Raw genomic sequence first — 17426 nt, forward strand, 5'->3', positions numbered from 1 at the left:
CAGGTGGCTCTCGCCACACCGGACTGGCGGCTCTGCCGCACCGTAATATTCACGCAAAATCTTATGTTCTCTTGCAAGCAGTACGCTCACAATCCCAAGCAGTGCTGCGAAGCCCGCAAAAAACGGATACATAAGGAAACCACTTACCGGCGCTAGAAACACCGCGACTGATATGAGTCCGGTAATAATCATTCCTATAAATGTAATAATTGATATTTTATTCATCATAAGTATTGTCCTCCCAGTATTTTTCGCATCTTCCGGCATTTCTTTTCCAAAGTTGATTTCTTCGTGTACCAACTGTCATAGCCAACGCTGATGCTCATATTTTCCGGCGTAAATATCTCATTTGCCAGTTGTTTTAATTCTTCAACTGTAACATTTTCATATTGGCGGATAATCTCTTTCACTTCATATACAGAACTACCCTGTGTAAACACACTTTCCGCAATATACTGATTATATTCGCAAGAGTCATCCCATAGTCCCGGCTGGAATGTATGAAATCCAATCACTTCTTCTCTGTCTTTTTCGGATAAATTTTCTTTTGCTTTCTGAAGTGTCTTAGCAAAACAGATCATGGAATCTGGCAGATCAAATCCCTGCCTGTTCAGATTCCGGTAAAGCTCCTTCATCTTCAGCGTATCCAACCGCCGGAAGATCATATGTTCCAGTAGATGTGAAATACCTCTGTTTTTTCTGTTCTCAACTATATTCCCACCGTAAAAATACAGACCTGCCACGCAGGAATGCGTGTGCTGCATTGGAATAAAATATTTTTTCATGTTCTTCTCCTATAAATCATATCTCATCAGTTGCCTTCTCGTATAAATGTTCCACCTGTTTATCAGCATCTCTGAACCGAACACATAATAATACGAGAAACAATAAAATCACAACACCGCAGAATATACTCATAACCGGAATTACTCTTAGGATTCCATATAGCATCCCGCATATAAAGACAAACGCTACAATTAGCCACGCAGAAAATACTCGTTTTTTCCATTCTTTTACTTTCTTTTCCAGCTCTTCTTTTCCAACTCTTAGATAATATGACTTTTCTAAATTTTCTTTACATTCAATCGTAACGACATAACCTTTTGATTGACTGCTCCCAACGCATGATAACTTTAATGCAGTATCTTCCCGTAATTCACCAGATATTTTCGTACCGATCAAACCAGATTCTCCATCCAGAGGGCTTCCTATATCACCATCCAGCAGATAGTATAATCCCCACAAGAGATGATCCAGAAAATTGCCTTCTTCTTCTGGATCTTCATCAGAAACAGCAGCCAGAATTTCTGTCTTGCCATACTCTGGCAAATCTATGTCAGTCACACAGTCTTCGCCTTCCGATAAATCGATACTCAGAATATTCTGGCTGCACTGCCATAATTCAATTTTGACTTTCTCTTTAATGTATGATTTGATTGTAATCTCCATATGTACCTCGCAGGTTAGCATCTGCTATCTTCTAAACGTTGTATCTTCTTCCCTCATGATAAATTTTACACCCACAAAGTCTTCTGCTCTGATTCCCTGATGTTTTCTGCCATCCACAGAAACATATGGCGGGCAAAATTTTCGGTCGGCATAGAGCCTTTTCCCGTTTTTCAGATAAACACGCACTTCATACAATATATAAATCATTTCTTTTATATCATCTTTTGATACAACAATTACTTCTTCCGGCAATTCAAAACAAATATCATTTCCATTTATGATTACTTCGGCAATGAAATTGTAATCTTTGAACTTTATTATTATTACAATCATCAAATTTGCGACTATAAACCAGCCGCACAGTGCAAAAGTCGCATCTCCTCCGTACTTTACAGCCAAAACAAAAAACACAATATTTAATATAGATATTCCTTTTAAAATTTTCTTACCTATCCGAAGTGCTCTCGCATGTGTCCATGGATCTGACTTCGGTCCAAAAATATTTATAAGTAGCTTTTTCAGTGGTTCCAACTATTATCTCCTTATCAAAAACTTATTCTATTACCTACTTTTTGACTCAATGTCAGTTTTTTTTAAATGAAGCTTAGCTATTCTAGCTAATTATTGACTTAATCTTGAATTTCTTCAATTTTAGCTTAGAATACTTCTTAATTTCTTTGACTTTATTTCAGATTATCTCATCTAAGGCTTATTCTTGCACTTGATCCTGTCAGCATCATTCAATATTTCGCCATTTTAGGCTTCTTTTCCTGTAAATCTTGGTTGTTTTTTGAATTTCTCCAATCCTTTCTGCTCTTCGGATGAATACACCGCCAGGATTATCTTATCATCATTTGCCGGATCATTGTCCCAGTAGTTAAATGATAATTCATATAACATAGATTCACCTCTTTCTCAGATAATTTATCTTACATACAGCAACAAACAGCTCGTCCATTTGAAAATCAAATCTCTATCGCATCTAACAGCTTCATATCTCCATTTTGCTGCCGCACAAACACAAAGACAATATTTTCACAAGTCTGTACCGTATATTCTTCATTCCGCTTATAGCCGTTCACTTTGCTTTCTTTGATACATTTATCATCTTTCACCTGATAACGTTTTACAGTTCCTTTGTAAAATGTCGAATAATAGTTATCTGATACTGCAAGCACCTGCTCTTTGTCTTTGATTACTTTATGTGAAATCTTTCCTGTTGATAAATCAATCCCGGCAAATCCACTGCCTTCAAATTCTGCTAAAGAACCTGTTCGGTTCACGCCACGTCCATCATTTCCATAAGATATAAATCTCACAAGGGCAGTATTTTTCTTTACATCTGCCGACACGATGCTGTACTTGTCCGTAATACAATTTGCATAATCTTTCCATTTGTTTTCTCCGGATATTTTCAGCAAATCATCACGGACATATAAATCTTTGCCATCATAATTAACTACCATATTCTCTGTTAATACAAGCCGTTTTTCATGTTTGTCTACAAATGCAACTCCAGCGATTTTACCAGTTATTTTCAACGCTTTCTCTTTGTCCATCCATTGCACTTTGCTGTCCGACCGGTCAACAATAAGCCATAAATCCGGTAATTCCACTGCCCGGTATTCTTCTAACATCTTATTCCCATCTGCCGAATAGTCTGTTGTCTGATCTAAAATTTCCGAAGACATTTTGCCCGGTCTTGCCACATCGTCCAGATCAAAACTATACACATACCGTATTCCTTTTAAATCTTTCACATAGCAATACAGATTCTTCTGTCCTGTATAAAGCCATATCTCCGATATACCCTGACTGATTTTCCTTTTCTGAAGAAGTTTTCCCGCTTTGTCATATTGCAGTACTCCGTCGGCTACTGCGCAGTATACATATTTTTCAGACACGGAAAAATTACGGCACTCATTTGGCACAGTCACAATGTGTTTCTTATCTTCCAGAGAAAATATCTTTTTACCTTCACGATAATAATGATTCTTTCCATCAAATGCCGCTAACTCCGTACCTTCATTTTCCAGAATATCTACTTCTATACCTAGTTCTCCTGAAACTGCTTTTTCACTGATTTGTGTCATCGTAGAGCCAGACATGCTTTTTATAATTAAATTAACTGCAATAATATTGGTTACAAGAAAGACCGTCCAGATTTTCCAATTTCCTTTTCCGCTTCTCTTTCCATAATATGCCATTCCAAATGTGCTTAAGATAATATACAGCACACATATAATAAATACTATCATTCCTTCATAATTCATAAGACACCGCCTCTCATAGTAGAATAATATCGTATCCCGGATAATTTATCTTACATATATAGTAACAGACCACAGTTTTCTTTTGTGACATATAATTTCAAGTTTTTTAGAAACAGCAGGAAAATTCTGTTTCATATATTCAGAAATTTCCCCGCTGTCACTTTTACTTATACGACCTTTTTTATTACCAGAAAGAAATAAATGTTATTCCATCTACATTGAATAAATAACACCAAAAATTTTCAACTTTAGCTATAAACTCTGGATACAGCAACATCCATGGTGCGGTTACAACAGCAAATGTCAATGCATATTTTTTAGCCAATACTTTTTTTATATCTAATTTATTAAATATCCAGCGTCTGACGATCTGATAAACAACAAATATAGTAATTATAAATCCTATAAAAGCCCATCCAGCAGACCATACATTGTCGTATATGTAATAGTTTAAAATTGAATAACCTATTCTTTCATTCCAATATTCAAGTTTACTACCATCCAAAACATTACCAATGCCAAAAATAAACGAAGTAAATGTTAGTATTGGGAAAAAGAAACTTGAACCAACATTAATAATTATACATTTTGCAAATATTATTTTTTTATTAATACCCTGATTATTCTTTTGCTTTAAATAACTACTAAATATAAACAAATAAACTAAATCTACTACAATGTATATGGATATAATTGCTAACCATGTAGGGTATGAATATAATATGTCCAGCATCTTAATCACCTCGTATTATTTCCTTACAATAATTCCTTTTTTAAATTTTGCACCTATCTTTTTCATGACTGCATCTATGCTATTATACGGATGTAACGGATAGTGCTGTTATTAATGTCGTTGCTACAATCTGATTGAAACTCACATGATTTTTGTCCTTCTTTCGTTTTCCTTTCTTCATAATCTTTCCACCCTCTCCTAATATTTTTTAGATGTACTGCTGTAATTTTTTGTTTCACTTTTACCTGATTTTGTAGAGATCCCTTTTATAAACTAGCTTCAGTTCCGAACATTACCAACCCTTTTCTTTCATCCAACCACGTCCGGATAATTTATCTTACATATATAGTAACAATCCACAGCTCCACTTTGTGACATATAATTTCAAAGTTTTTAAAAACAGCAGGGAAATTCTGTTTCATGCATTCAGAAATCGCCCTGCTGTCGTGCTGCTTATATTATTATCTTTCTTTGATTAAAGCTTATCATTACTGTAAGTATAGCAAAGTTTTGTTGCATTTGGAAGTTTTACTTACGGAATCTGCCACTGGAAGCTTCCTCCGGATACTATGACAATTAAAAAGCACCTCTCCCATGTCCTTTTACGGAACAACTGAAAGCGGTGCTTCATCTTATTTTCTCATTTTATTCTCTTCTTAATTATTTCTGATTGCGGAACTGAATCGGTGTCATGTTGTAAGCTTTCTTGAACATACGGTTGAAATGCTCCACGTTCTGATAGCCGACTGTGAGTGCAATATTTTCAACGGTCATATTGCTGCTCTTGAGTAATGCTTTTGCTTTTTTCATGCGGATTTTCTTTACCAGCTCGCCAAATGTCATGCCGGATTTTTCCTTAATATATTTGGAAATATATGGCTTGGACAGGTAGAATTTCTCTGCCAGATCATCCAGTGTCACATCAATATAATTTGCCTGAATATAATTCATAATCTCGATCATTCTTGCATCTTTGCATGTATCGGCGCTCCCAATATCTTCCAGCTTGTTGACTGCAACTGTCAGCGCTTCGATAGATGCTTTGATGATATCTGCATCGATACCAACGCCCCAGAATGGCTTGCCGTTGCAGAGGATTCCGACATAAGCAACAGCTTTGGAAGAAGATCCCTTTGTCAGAGAATGTTCTTCATAGAAGCTCAGTTCATAGCTAACGTTGAAATACTGTTTCAGTGCGTTGCTGACAGCGTCCAGACGTCCGTTACCCATTGCTGTGATCGTGCGGTTCTCATTCTGGTGATTGATCGTTACTTCTGCAGTAATTCCATCCGTCTGTTTGAAATGGCACTCGTCTACATGGAATACTGGTTTTGTATTAATGTAGTTATCAGAGAAGATCTGATATACCCATTCCGGACTCAACTCTTTGTGCGCCTTGTCGGATACGTCTTTTACAAGGTATCCGACCTCTGCACGCATCTGCTGTGGCAGGTTGATGCCGTGGCTCTGTTTCAGGATGTAGTTGACTCCACCCTTACCGGACTGGCTGTTGATACGGATAACATCGGAATCGTACTCTCTTCCGACATCCCTCGGATCGATCGGCAGATACGGAACTGTCCACAGATTGCTCTTGCTCTCTTCTCTGCACTGCATTCCTTTGGCGATCGCATCCTGGTGAGATCCTGAAAATGCTGTAAATACAAGATCTCCGGCATATGGCTGACGCTCGTAAACGTGCATTCTTGTCAGTCTCTCGTATGTCTCGCGGATCTCTTTCATATTAGAGAAATCCAGTCCCGGATCCACACCCTGTGAGTACATGTTCATACCCATAGTTACAATATCTACGTTACCGGTACGCTCTCCATTTCCAAATAAAGTTCCCTCGATTCTGTCTGCTCCTGCCAACATTCCAAGCTCTGCTGTTGCAACACCGCATCCACGGTCGTTATGTGGATGTAAGCAAAGAATAACATCATCTCTGTATTTCAAATGTTTATTTACATACTCTAACTGACATGCAAATGTATGTGGCATCGCATTCTCTACGGTTGTCGGAATATTGATGATCGCTTTGTTGTCAGCTGTAGGTTTCCATACATCCAATACTGCATTACAAACTTCTACTGCATAATCTACTTCTGTTCCATGGAAACTCTCCGGGCTATACTGAAATGTGAAGTTACCATCTGTCTCGTTTGCCAGTTTTAACAATAACTCTGCACCATCTACTGCAATCTTCTTAATTTCTTCTTTGCTTTTCTTAAATACCTGTTCTCTCTGTGCAACAGATGTAGAATTATAAAGATGTACAACTGCATGTGGAGCACCTTTAACTGCTTCAAATGTTCTCTTGATAATATGTTCTCTTGCCTGTGTCAGTACCTGTACGGTAACATCATCCGGAATCATATTTCTCTCGATCAATGTGCGCATGAACTGGTACTCTGTCTCAGATGCAGCCGGGAATCCGACCTCAATCTCTTTGAATCCGATATCCACAAGCATCTGGAAGAACTCTAACTTCTCTTCCAGACTCATTGGCTCGATCAGCGCCTGGTTACCGTCACGTAAGTCAACGCTGCACCAGATCGGTGGTTTTTCAATGTGATCTTTCTTTGCCCAATCGTATGTGACCTCCGGCGGCATAAAATAAGACCGCTGATATTTTTCATAATTTTTCATGTGTATTACCTCTCCTTCTATACAAAACTCATTGAATAATAATCATCAATTTAGTTGTTTATTTTTAACACTCACTTATACTAACACAGCTACATTAAAAAGGGAAGTGGTAAATTTAATCACTTCCCTTGATGTTTTTTAATTTATTGTATTAGATTGTGTCTTATTTTGCCTCCAAAGAGCGTTTTTTCGTTATCACGACTTTTTCATCGTAACATTCAAAAATCTGATCCACCTTTCCGGTATCCGGTTTCGGTGATAATGCGCTCACTATCGGCACAATGATAAGTCCTGCGATCATCGCGATCGCTCCTGCATTGATTGGTGAAGCAATGTAGCCGATAAACATGTTCGATACGGTAATACCGACACCTGCTGCGAAGCTTGCCCATACAGCCGCTTTGGAAACTCGTTTCCAATACAATCCATATAAGAACGGTGCCAGAAATGCTCCGGCTAGTGCGCCCCAGGAAATTCCCATAAGCTGTGCGATAAAGGTCGGCGGATCTAATGCGATTGCTACGGAAAGCACGATGAAGAATACGATCAGTACCTGCATCGTCCGCACCTGCTTCTTCTCGCTCATATTTTTCATAACATTGTCTTTTAAGAAATCCAGTGTCAGTGTAGAACTGGATGTCAGTACGAGTGATGCCAGCGTGGACATGGATGCGGATAAGACAAGTACGATCACAATTCCGATCAGGATGTCCGGTAACGTAGACAGCATATAAGGAACGATACTGTCAAAGACGACATTTCCTGCCTCATCGTAAATAGATGCATTGTCAAATAATCGTCCGAATCCTCCGAGGAAATAACATCCTCCGGAGATCACAACTGCAAATAATGTGGATATCACAGTTCCTGTATTGATTGCTTTCTCGTCTTTAATCGCGTAGAATTTACCGATCATCTGCGGCAGTCCCCATGTTCCGAGGGATGTCAGGATTACAACGCCTAACAGGTTCAGCGGATCCGGTCCGAAAAAGGATGTAAATGCGCCCGGCTGTCCCATCGTCACAGGTACATCACTTGGAATCTCTGCCATCTTGCGAATGGCCTGGATAAACCCTCCCTGTCCGCTAAGAACAGCTCCGATAACTCCGATAATTCCGCCTAACATGATAATTCCCTGGATGAAATCGTTAATCGCTGTCGCCATATAGCCTCCGAGGATAACATACACTGCTGTAAATGCTGCCATTCCGAGAACGCAGTATGTATATGGAATGTTAAATGCCATTCCGAACAGTCTGGATAATCCGTTGTATACGGACGCTGTATACGGTACAAGGAAAATAAATACGATTGCTGATGCAGTAATTTTCAGTGCCTTACTTCCGTATCTCTCTCCGAAGAAATCCGGCATTGTCTTGACATTCAGATGCTGCGTCATAACTTTGGTTCGTCTTCCCAATACAACCCATGCCAGCAGACTTCCGATAATCGCATTGCCAAGTCCGATCCATGTACTTGCAAGTCCGTATTTCCATCCGAACTGTCCTGCATAGCCGACAAATACAACTGCCGAGAAATAGGATGTTCCATATGCGAAAGCAGTCAGCCACGGTCCTACTGACCTTCCTCCAAGAACAAATCCGTCAACACTGGTTGCATGCTTTCTTGAGTATACACCTACCGCCACCATCACAGCGAAGAATAATACAAGAAATACAATCTTGATTCCCATAATAAACCCTCATCTTTCTTTTTACTTTTGTTTCTCTCGTTCCTTTTTAAGCAGAGGTTAGCTTCTCAATTCCTATCTTTCACCTGTTTCTTTACTAACTCCGTTCCGCTTGTCGCTTTAAAGCGTAACGCTTTAAAGCATTAAAGTTTTAATTTCTTTTCATAGGATATCACAGCAACTGTGTACTTGTCAATAAATTTTCTCTCTTTCACCTTATCAATATCTGTAAAACCTGACACTGGCAGATTTCTCAGATACTATGGCAGTAAAAAACAACCACCTTGCAAGTAATATTGTATTTATAACAATGTTTTCCTGCATGATGGCTGTTTTTTATTCTATATAATCTTTACGCTATAATACCTGTAGATTGTTCCATGCTTCGCACTCTCACAATCCCTCTCTCTATTCGCATATCGTGGTCTTAAAATCCCACTTTCATGCTCATATCATTACTTCATCTGATTCACGCGGTCCTGGATCGTCTTGTTGAAGTTCTCAACCGTACGGCTGTAGCTTTCAGACATATATTTGGACTGCAGCATGAAATCTGCTGTTGCAAGGTTATTTGCAACCGGGATGTCATAAACAACGGCAATTCTAAGCAATGCCTTTACATCCGGATCGTGCGGCTGTGCCTCTAACGGATCCCAGAGGAATACCATGAAGTCAATCTGTCCTTCTACGATCTTGGCACCGATCTGCTGGTCTCCGCCTAACGGACCACTATTGTAAGCCTTCACCGGAAGCCCGGTCTTCTCTGCGATCAGTCTGGCTGTTGTTCCTGTTCCGCATAAGAAATGATTTTTCAGGATGTCTTTATTTCTGTCACACCAATCTACAATTTCTTTTTTCTTTCCGTCGTGTGCTACCAGTGCAATGTGTTTTGTTTTCGCAATTTCAAATGATACATATCTGTCGTCCATATCTGGTCCTCCTTATCATTAATCTTCGTATTTCTCAACCACTTCACCCTGCTTTTTGTAAATGCTGTTTGCCGGCACATAACCGCGCACGCTGGAAAGCGGGTAAATATTGGTGTGGCTTCCGATCACACTTCCCGGATTCAGGATGGATCCACATCCGACTTCTACTTCGTCTCCGACCATAGCGCCGAATTTCTTGATTCCGGTCTCGATATTTTCTTTCGGTGTCTTCACAACAACCAGTTTCTTGTCTGATTTTACATTGGATGTAATAGAACCGGCTCCCATGTGGGACTTGTAGCCAAGAATCGAATCACCGACATAATTGTAATGCGGTACCTGTACTTTATTGAACAGGATAACGTTTTTAAGCTCTGTAGAGTTTCCGACAACCGCACCCTCACCTACAATCGCATTTCCACGAATAAATGCACAGTGTCTGACTTCTGCGTTCTTTCCGATGATCGCAGGTCCGTGTACATAAGCAGATGGAAATACATTCGCTGATTTGGCGATCCATACGTCCTCTCCTACTTTGTCATATTCCTCTTCCGGTAATGTTTTTCCCAGTTCCAGAATGAAAGCACTGATCTTCGGCAGCACTTCCCATGGATATGTCACACCTTCAAAAAGATTTTTTGCGATTGTCTCATCCAGTGTGTATAACTCCTTCACTGTTATTTCTTTCATTTGTTTCTTTTCTCCTTTACAGTAATCTCTCTTTTGTATCAGCATACCACGTTCTTAAGTAGCTGGCAAATCATTTACCTTTATTCGTCTTCTTATAAAACTGCGCGATCTTATCATAGCAGTTTCTGAGCTGGCTCTGATTTCTGAGTCCGCGCACACCCTCGGTGCGACTGACGATAAAATGATCCAGCTTCTGCATATATTCTTCGGAAGTAATGTCACCTTCCGCAACATAGTTGAGTCCTTTTTCCCAGCTTGCGGTCAGTTCCGGGTTAAGGAGTGAACGGATGGAATTCTGCACAACGTCATATACCATCTCTCCGAGCATGGACGGAGTTACGATCTGCGTCTTTTTATTAAGAGATAAATATCTGATGTTAAATAATTTTTTTAAAATCTCTCCCCTTGTTGCACTTGTTCCGATTCCGCTTCCTTTAATCTGTGCACGCAGTTCCTCATCTTCGATCAACTGCCCCGCATTTTCCATTGCAAGAATCAGTGAACCGGAATTGTAACGCTTCGGCGGTGATGTCTTTCCCTCTTTGATGTCTAACGCCTGTACCGGGAGAGACATACCCTTTTTTAACGTCTTGATCTTCTCAAAAAAGTTTACATCCGCCTCCATCTGTCCATCGTTTTGTCCGTCATCCGGACTGTCAGCGTTATTTGTCTTTGCTTTTTTCTTCGCCGGATTGCCTGCGACTTTCAGATATCCTTCTTCTGCCAGTACTTTGAAACTGGAGAAAAAGGACTCTTCCTTGATTTTCGTCACAATCGCAACTTTCTGGTATACAGCCGGTGGATAGAAAATACTCAAGAAACGTCGCACGATCACTTCATACACCTGTTTGGACAGATGGGATAAACCATTCAACGCCCCCATACCCTGTCCGGTCGGAATAATTGCATAGTGATCTGTGATCTGTTTATCATTTACATACCTTGTCTTCTCCAGTCCTTTATGGGAACCGAAGGATACGATTTCTTTCAGATATGGAACGGCAACATCATATTTCATCAGCCCGTTTAAGTTCTTGTGGATCTCTTTTGCCACTGCTGTTGAGAGGACACGGGCATCCGTTCTCGGATATGTAACCAACTTCTTCTCGTATAATTCCTGCACGATTCTGAGTGTCTCATCCGGGCTGATCTTGAATCTTTTGGAACATTCATTCTGGAGCTCCGCCAGGTTATAGAGAAGCGGCGGATTCTTTTTTTCCTTTTTCTTCTCAATGGAAGTAATCTGACAGGTCAGTGGTTCATTATTTTCTTTTAAATACTGAATGAGCGCCTCTGCTTTGTCTTTTTCTTTGAAACCATTTTCCTTATAAAGATCAAAGGATTCAAAATAGCGGGAGCCCTTCACGGCGCGCCATTCTCCCTCGAATGTCTGTCCGCTCTCCCCGATCGCACTGAGCACACGGTAAAATGGCGTCTCCACAAACTCACGGATCTCCCGCTCTCTGCGCACGACCATTCCGAGGACGCACGTCATGACACGTCCTACCGATATCACGGAATATTTTGTATTCAGGTAACTGGAAATACTGTTCCCGTATTTCAGTGTCAGCAGTCTGGAAAAATTAATTCCCATCAGATAGTCTTCCTTCGCGCGAAGATAAGCGGACGCCGACAGATTATCATACTCGGAGAGGTCTTTTGCTTCTCTGATCCCTCTTAATATCTCTTCCTCTGTCTGCGAATCAATCCACACACGAAGCCTTTTCTTGCCGGTCACCTGTGCCTGCTGCTCCACCAGGCGGTAAATATATTCTCCTTCTCGCCCGGAGTCGGTACAGACATAGATTGTATCCACATCCGCTCTGTTTAGTAACCCTGCCACGATCCGGTACTGTTTTGCAACACCCGGGATTACTTCGTATTTGAATTCCTGCGGAATAAAAGGCAGAGTCTCAAGGCTCCACCTTTTCAGTGACGGATCATACTCTTCGGGATAACTCATTGTAACGAGATGCCCAACGCACCACGTTACAACGGCTTCTTCCGATTCCAGATATCCGTCTTTTCTCTTTGCAAAAATATTCAGTGCTTTGGCAAATTCCTGCGCCACACTTGGTTTCTCCGCGATATATAATGATTTCCCCATATATCTTATCTAACTCCTAGTGAAATATATTTTTTATCTTTGATAAAAGACCTTTTTTCTTCTTCGGTCGTTCTTTTGTTTTCTCTGCCGCCCGGATCATCTCGTCCATGAAAACTGCCTGCGAATCAATATATGGTTCTGTCAGTTCTCTCTTTCTGTAAGTGCCATCTTTCTGTAAAATACGCGCTTTGATATTATCACTTAACATCACTTTCAAATCATGATTAATAATTTTCTTAATCTCATCATCCAGCACCGGGCACGCAACTTCCACACGTTTTTCTGTGTTTCTCGTCATCATATCTGCCGAACCGATATAGATCTTCTGTTCTTTTCCGACTCCAAAGCTGAAAATACGCGGATGTTCCAGAAAGCGTCCGACAACGCTCATCACACGCACATTTTCTGTATATCCCGGTACACCCGGAAGAATACAGCAGATACCGCGCACGAGGAGATCTACTTTTACACCGGCACAGGAAGCCTCAGACACTTTCTTAATAAAATCAACATCTGTGACGGAATTCATCTTCATCACGATGCGTCCTTTTACGCCTTTTTTAATCTCCTCATCCATCATTACAAGAATTTTCTGCTTCAGGCTGGTCGGTGAGACGATCAGATATGTATAATGACCATCCAGATTGCCCGTCGCCATATTATTGAAAAATGCAGACGCATCTTTTCCAATAGCCGGATCTGCTGTCATCAGAGACAGATCTGTGTACATTGTTGCTGTCTTCTCGTTATAATTACCGGTTCCTATCTGGGTAATATACTGGATATCTCCACGGTTCCGGTAGGTGATCAGGCAGATTTTGGAATGGACTTTGTAATTTTCAAATCCATAGATCACATGGCATCCGGCTTCTTCGAGACGCTCAGACCAGTCAATATTATTCTGCTCGTCAAATCTTGCCCTCAGCTCAATGAGAACGGTAACTTCTTTGCCATTCTCTGCTGCAGCACACAAATATTCTACCAGTCTCGCCTTACTTGCCAGACGGTAGATCGTAATCTTGATCGTCAGCACATTCGGATCTGTCGATGCTTCTTTGATGAGATTCAGGAACGGCTGCATACTTTCATATGGATAGAATAATAACAGGTCTTTCTTCCGGATCTGACGCATGATACTACCATCTTCTACTGCCGCAGACGGCTGTGGTAAAAACGGCGGATAGATCAACGCTTTCTTCAATGGCTCCGGCAATTTTCCGCTAATTGCAAAAATATATGCCAGCTTCATCGGCATCTTTGTCCGGAAAATCTGATCCGGAGTGATCTGGAATTTCTCGCAGAAAAATGCCTGCATATCTTCGCTTAATTTCTCAGCTACTTCCAGGCGTACCACTGCCATTTTTCTTCTCTTATGCAGGGTGCTCTTCATAAGTTTGCGGAAATCGTCCGTTACTTCCAGTGCCTCATCATCCGGCGCAACGTCTGCATTTCTTGTCACGCAGATGTAGTTTGCATCGGAAATGTCATACCGGGTAAAGACAAGATCCAGATATTCCATAATCACTTTTTCCATGCGGATATAACGGATATCCTTGCCTGGTAAATATAAAATATCGGAAATAAACTGCGGAATCGGAACGATACCCATATGCACTTTATTCTTTTTGTCTTTCTGTGTAAGACTTGCCGTTACATAGATTTCTTTATTCAGAAGATGTGGGAACGGATGATTCGCATCCACAATCTGCGGAGACAATACCGGAAGAACCTGTTCTTTGAAATATTTCTTCACATATTTTCTTTCCTGCTGGTCTAACTCTTTAAAATCCAGCCCGCACACACCGTAAGGACTCAACTGACTCTTGATGTCAGCATAGGTCTTATCACGCTCTTTGTAAAGCGGTGCCACCGCAGCGTAAATCTTCTCAAGCTGTTCCATCGGTGTCATGCCGGACCGGCTGTCCGTTGCCTGCGCATCTGTATGTGCCATATCAAACAGACTTCCGACTCGGATCATGAAAAATTCATCCAGATTGCTTGTGAAAATCGCTACGAATTTCATTCGCTCCAGAAGCGGAACGGTAATATCTCTTGCTTCTTCCAGTACCCGTTTATTAAATTCCAGCCAGGAAAGCTCCCGGTTCTGTGTATAATTCAAAATTTCTTTTTTCATGTCCTCTCATCCCTTCCTGTCTGTGCGTGATTATTTCTGTATTCTGCATGCTCCCACAAGATTACATCCTACTTTCGTATGTTTTCTATCATACCACATTCTGCCCGGACGGACAAGAAAGGAAGGCGTAAGCCCGATTGTGTCCCGGCTCGCCTTCCTTTTGATCTGGTATTATATATCATGATACCAACGAATTACTACGTGCTAACGCACTCTGGTATCATTATTTCGCCTGAATGTATCCCTTGGCTGTAAGTGCTTCTGCGCAGAGCACAGCTCCACCTGCTGCTCCTCTGACTGTATTGTGAGACAGACCAACAAACTTATAATCGAACATGCTGTCTTCTCTGAGACGCCCGATGGATACGCCCATTCCATTCTCGTAATCTACGTCCATTTTTACCTGCGGACGGTTGTCCTCTTCCAGATACTGAATGAACTGCTTCGGAGCACTCGGAAGTTCTGCTTCCTGTGGGAATCCTTTGAAGTTTACAAGCTTCTCGATAAGCTGTTCCTTTGTAGGCTTCTTCTCAAAATTGATAAACACTGCTGCTGTATGTCCGTTAAGAACCGGTACACGTAAGCACTGGCATGTAATCTTCGGTGACTCGGCAAGTGTGATCTGTCCATTCTCATATGTTCCGAGAACACGAAGCGGCTCCTGCTCACTCTTCTCTTCTTCTCCGCCGATATAAGGGATAATGTTCTCCACCATCTCCGGCCAGTCTTTGAATGTCTTACCTGCTCCGGAAATTGCCTGGTATGTTGTTGCAACAACTTCCTTCGGTCCGAATTCTTTCCATGCTGCAAGGCAAGGTGTATAACTCTGGATAGAGCAGTTTGGTTTTACTGCGATGAATCCTCTTGTTGTCCCAAGACGTTTCTTCTGGTCGTTAATCAATTCAAAATGAGCTGCATTGATCTCCGGTACTACCATCGGTACGTCCTTTGTCCAGCGGTGTGCACTGTTGTTGGAAACAACCGGTGTCTCTGTCTTCGCATATGCTTCCTCGATCGCACGGATCTCGTCTTTTGTCATATCTACAGCGCTAAATACAAAATCTACATCAGCAGCTACTTTCTCCACTTCGTTAACATTGGCAACAACCAGTTTCTTTACTGCTTCCGGCATCGGTGTGTCCATCTTCCAGCGTCCGCCAACTGCCTCTTCGTATGTCTTTCCTGCAGATCTCGGGCTTGCTGCCACTTTTACTACTTCAAACCAAGGGTGATTTTCCAGCAGAGAAATAAAGCGCTGTCCTACCATACCTGTTGCTCCTAAGATTCCTACTTTTAACTTCTGTTCCATCTTTTCTCTCCTTCTTTAATTCTCTCTATTCACTTACACCATCTTCATATGCTGACAGATAATCCTGACAGATCTTTATTACCTGTGCCATCGCATCGTGTCCCGGCGCACCGATCGTCAGACGCTTATTTACACAAGTCTTTAAGCTGATAGCTTCATAAATATCTTCTTCAAATACCGGGCAGATCTCCTTGTACTCATCTAACGGAAGATCATCCAGTGCGATCTTCTTCTCGATACACAGAAGTACCAGTCTTCCGACAATACCGTGTGCATCTCTGAACGGAACTCCGTGATTTACCAGATAATCTGCCGCATCCGTCGCATTGGTAAACCCATGTCTTGCACTCTCTGCCATGCGCTCTTTATTGAACTGCATGGTCTTTAACATTCCTGTAAATAAAGCAAGACAGCCCTTTGTTGTATCGATCGCATCAAATACCCATTCCTTGTCTTCCTGCATGTCCTTATTATATGCAAGCGGGATTCCCTTCATCGTTGTAAGGAACGAATTAAGTGCTCCATACACTCTTCCGGTCTTACCTCTTACAAGTTCTGCAATATCCGGATTCTTTTTCTGTGGCATAATACTGCTTCCGGTACTGTATGCATCATCAATCTCCACAAACTTATATTCATTGGTATTCCAGATGATCACTTCCTCTGAAAATCTGGATAAATGCATCATGATCGTAGACAATGCAGATAACAGTTCGATCAGATAATCTCTGTCGGAAACACCGTCCATACTATTAAGTGTCGGTCCGTCAAAGCCAAGCAGTTCTGCTGTATACTCACGATCCAGCGGGTATGTAGTACCTGCAAGTGCTCCTGAACCAAGCGGGCAGGTATTCATTCTCTTCGCAATATCGATAAGTCGCTCATGATCTCTCTTAAACATCTCAAAATATGCACCCATATGATGTGCCAGTGTGATCGGCTGTGCTTTCTGTAAATGCGTAAAGCCCGGCATATAAGTGTCAAGGTGTGCTTCCATGATCTCAAGAAGTACTTCCATCATCTCTTTCACCAGATGATTAAGCTCTTTGATCTCATCTCTCGTGTAAAGTTTCATATCTAATGCGACCTGATCATTACGGCTGCGTCCGGTATGCATCTTCTTTCCTGCATCACCGATCCGGTCGATCAGTACCGCCTCTACGAAGCTGTGAATATCTTCATACTCAGAGGTGATCTCAAGCCTTCCTTCTTCTACATCTTTTAAAATTCCATTCAGTCCATCAAGGATCTGGTCTCTCTCTTCTTCGGTCAGGATTCCCTGTTTTGCCAGCATTCTGACATGTGCCATGCTGCCCTTCATATCCTGCGCATAGAATCTTTTATCAAAAGAAATCGATGCGTTAAAGTTATATACAAGCTGGTCTGTTTCTTTGGTGAAACGCCCGCCCCATAATTGTGCCATCTGCTCTACTTCCTTTCACAAAAATATTGTAAATAATTTT

At 41.2% G+C, this 17426-nt stretch carries 15 protein-coding genes; all 15 read right to left on the bottom strand.

Annotation, left to right across the window (positions count from 1 at the left end; translation table 11 throughout):
• On the bottom strand, positions 1 to 228 hold a 228-nt coding region (locus DW152_RS09555), incomplete at its 3' end, for a hypothetical protein (RefSeq protein ID WP_147363198.1).
• A complete protein-coding gene (locus DW152_RS09560; RefSeq protein ID WP_118288502.1) occupies positions 225 to 785 on the bottom strand; it encodes an insulinase family protein in 561 nt (186 codons plus the stop codon). The genes DW152_RS09560 and DW152_RS09555, both read right to left, overlap by 4 nt.
• Positions 786 to 801: 16 nt before the next feature.
• Positions 802 to 1449: a hypothetical protein gene (locus tag DW152_RS09565; protein ID WP_147363199.1), complete on the bottom strand. Its 648-nt coding sequence runs from the start codon at positions 1447 to 1449 to the stop codon at positions 802 to 804.
• A gap of 24 nt (positions 1450 to 1473) precedes the next feature.
• Positions 1474 to 1980 (bottom strand): hypothetical protein, encoded by a 507-nt coding sequence (locus tag DW152_RS09570; RefSeq protein ID WP_118288504.1) that lies wholly within the window; start codon positions 1978 to 1980, stop codon positions 1474 to 1476.
• A gap of 225 nt (positions 1981 to 2205) precedes the next feature.
• Complete coding sequence (locus DW152_RS13280; RefSeq protein WP_158570036.1) at positions 2206 to 2349, bottom strand: hypothetical protein; 144 nt, start codon at positions 2347 to 2349, stop codon at positions 2206 to 2208.
• Positions 2350 to 2414: 65 nt separating this feature from the next.
• Positions 2415 to 3722: a hypothetical protein gene (locus tag DW152_RS09575; protein ID WP_118288505.1), complete on the bottom strand. Its 1308-nt coding sequence runs from the start codon at positions 3720 to 3722 to the stop codon at positions 2415 to 2417.
• A 184-nt stretch (positions 3723 to 3906) separates the two neighbouring features.
• On the bottom strand, positions 3907 to 4455 hold the full coding sequence (locus tag DW152_RS09580; protein WP_118288506.1) for a hypothetical protein: 549 nt from the start codon (positions 4453 to 4455) through the stop codon (positions 3907 to 3909).
• Positions 4456 to 5115: 660 nt separating this feature from the next.
• Positions 5116 to 7104, bottom strand: a complete 1989-nt coding sequence (locus DW152_RS09585) for a 2-isopropylmalate synthase (RefSeq protein WP_021861151.1) — start codon at positions 7102 to 7104, stop codon at positions 5116 to 5118.
• Positions 7105 to 7267: 163 nt separating this feature from the next.
• Complete coding sequence (locus tag DW152_RS09590) at positions 7268 to 8797, bottom strand: sodium:solute symporter family protein (protein ID WP_118288507.1); 1530 nt, start codon at positions 8795 to 8797, stop codon at positions 7268 to 7270.
• Between the two features lie 452 nt (positions 8798 to 9249).
• Positions 9250 to 9723 carry a methylglyoxal synthase gene (locus DW152_RS09595; RefSeq protein WP_117537252.1) on the bottom strand — a complete coding sequence of 158 codons (474 nt, stop codon included), beginning with the start codon at positions 9721 to 9723 and terminating at the stop codon, positions 9250 to 9252.
• An 18-nt stretch (positions 9724 to 9741) separates the two neighbouring features.
• Complete coding sequence (locus DW152_RS09600) at positions 9742 to 10413, bottom strand: hypothetical protein (protein WP_021861154.1); 672 nt, start codon at positions 10411 to 10413, stop codon at positions 9742 to 9744.
• A gap of 70 nt (positions 10414 to 10483) precedes the next feature.
• Complete coding sequence (locus tag DW152_RS09605; RefSeq protein ID WP_118288508.1) at positions 10484 to 12520, bottom strand: DNA topoisomerase; 2037 nt, start codon at positions 12518 to 12520, stop codon at positions 10484 to 10486.
• A 16-nt stretch (positions 12521 to 12536) separates the two neighbouring features.
• Positions 12537 to 14654: a polyphosphate kinase 1 gene (gene ppk1, locus DW152_RS09610; RefSeq protein ID WP_118288509.1), complete on the bottom strand. Its 2118-nt coding sequence runs from the start codon at positions 14652 to 14654 to the stop codon at positions 12537 to 12539.
• Positions 14655 to 14877: 223 nt separating this feature from the next.
• Complete coding sequence (gene asd / locus DW152_RS09615; protein ID WP_021861157.1) at positions 14878 to 15963, bottom strand: aspartate-semialdehyde dehydrogenase; 1086 nt, start codon at positions 15961 to 15963, stop codon at positions 14878 to 14880.
• A gap of 25 nt (positions 15964 to 15988) precedes the next feature.
• Positions 15989 to 17386 carry an argininosuccinate lyase gene (gene argH / locus DW152_RS09620; RefSeq protein ID WP_021861158.1) on the bottom strand — a complete coding sequence of 466 codons (1398 nt, stop codon included), beginning with the start codon at positions 17384 to 17386 and terminating at the stop codon, positions 15989 to 15991.
• Between the last annotated feature and the right edge of the window lie 40 nt (positions 17387 to 17426).

The sequence above is a fragment of the Dorea sp. AM13-35 genome, from assembly GCF_003473885.1.
In the GTDB taxonomy this organism is placed as follows: domain Bacteria; phylum Bacillota; class Clostridia; order Lachnospirales; family Lachnospiraceae; genus Dorea_D; species Dorea_D hominis.

Coding starts and splice junctions, on each gene's coding strand:
- DW152_RS09560 (WP_118288502.1), bottom strand. CDS start 785: ATGAAAAAATATTTTATTCCAATGCAGCACACGCATTCCTGCGTGGCA.
- DW152_RS09565 (WP_147363199.1), bottom strand. CDS start 1,449: ATGGAGATTACAATCAAATCATACATTAAAGAGAAAGTCAAAATTGAA.
- DW152_RS13280 (WP_158570036.1), bottom strand. CDS start 2,349: ATGTTATATGAATTATCATTTAACTACTGGGACAATGATCCGGCAAAT.
- DW152_RS09575 (WP_118288505.1), bottom strand. CDS start 3,722: ATGAATTATGAAGGAATGATAGTATTTATTATATGTGTGCTGTATATT.
- DW152_RS09580 (WP_118288506.1), bottom strand. CDS start 4,455: ATGCTGGACATATTATATTCATACCCTACATGGTTAGCAATTATATCC.
- DW152_RS09585 (WP_021861151.1), bottom strand. CDS start 7,104: ATGAAAAATTATGAAAAATATCAGCGGTCTTATTTTATGCCGCCGGAG.
- DW152_RS09590 (WP_118288507.1), bottom strand. CDS start 8,797: ATGGGAATCAAGATTGTATTTCTTGTATTATTCTTCGCTGTGATGGTG.
- DW152_RS09595 (WP_117537252.1), bottom strand. CDS start 9,723: ATGGACGACAGATATGTATCATTTGAAATTGCGAAAACAAAACACATT.
- DW152_RS09600 (WP_021861154.1), bottom strand. CDS start 10,413: ATGAAAGAAATAACAGTGAAGGAGTTATACACACTGGATGAGACAATC.
- DW152_RS09605 (WP_118288508.1), bottom strand. CDS start 12,520: ATGGGGAAATCATTATATATCGCGGAGAAACCAAGTGTGGCGCAGGAA.
- ppk1 (WP_118288509.1), bottom strand. CDS start 14,654: ATGAAAAAAGAAATTTTGAATTATACACAGAACCGGGAGCTTTCCTGG.
- asd (WP_021861157.1), bottom strand. CDS start 15,963: ATGGAACAGAAGTTAAAAGTAGGAATCTTAGGAGCAACAGGTATGGTA.
- argH (WP_021861158.1), bottom strand. CDS start 17,386: ATGGCACAATTATGGGGCGGGCGTTTCACCAAAGAAACAGACCAGCTT.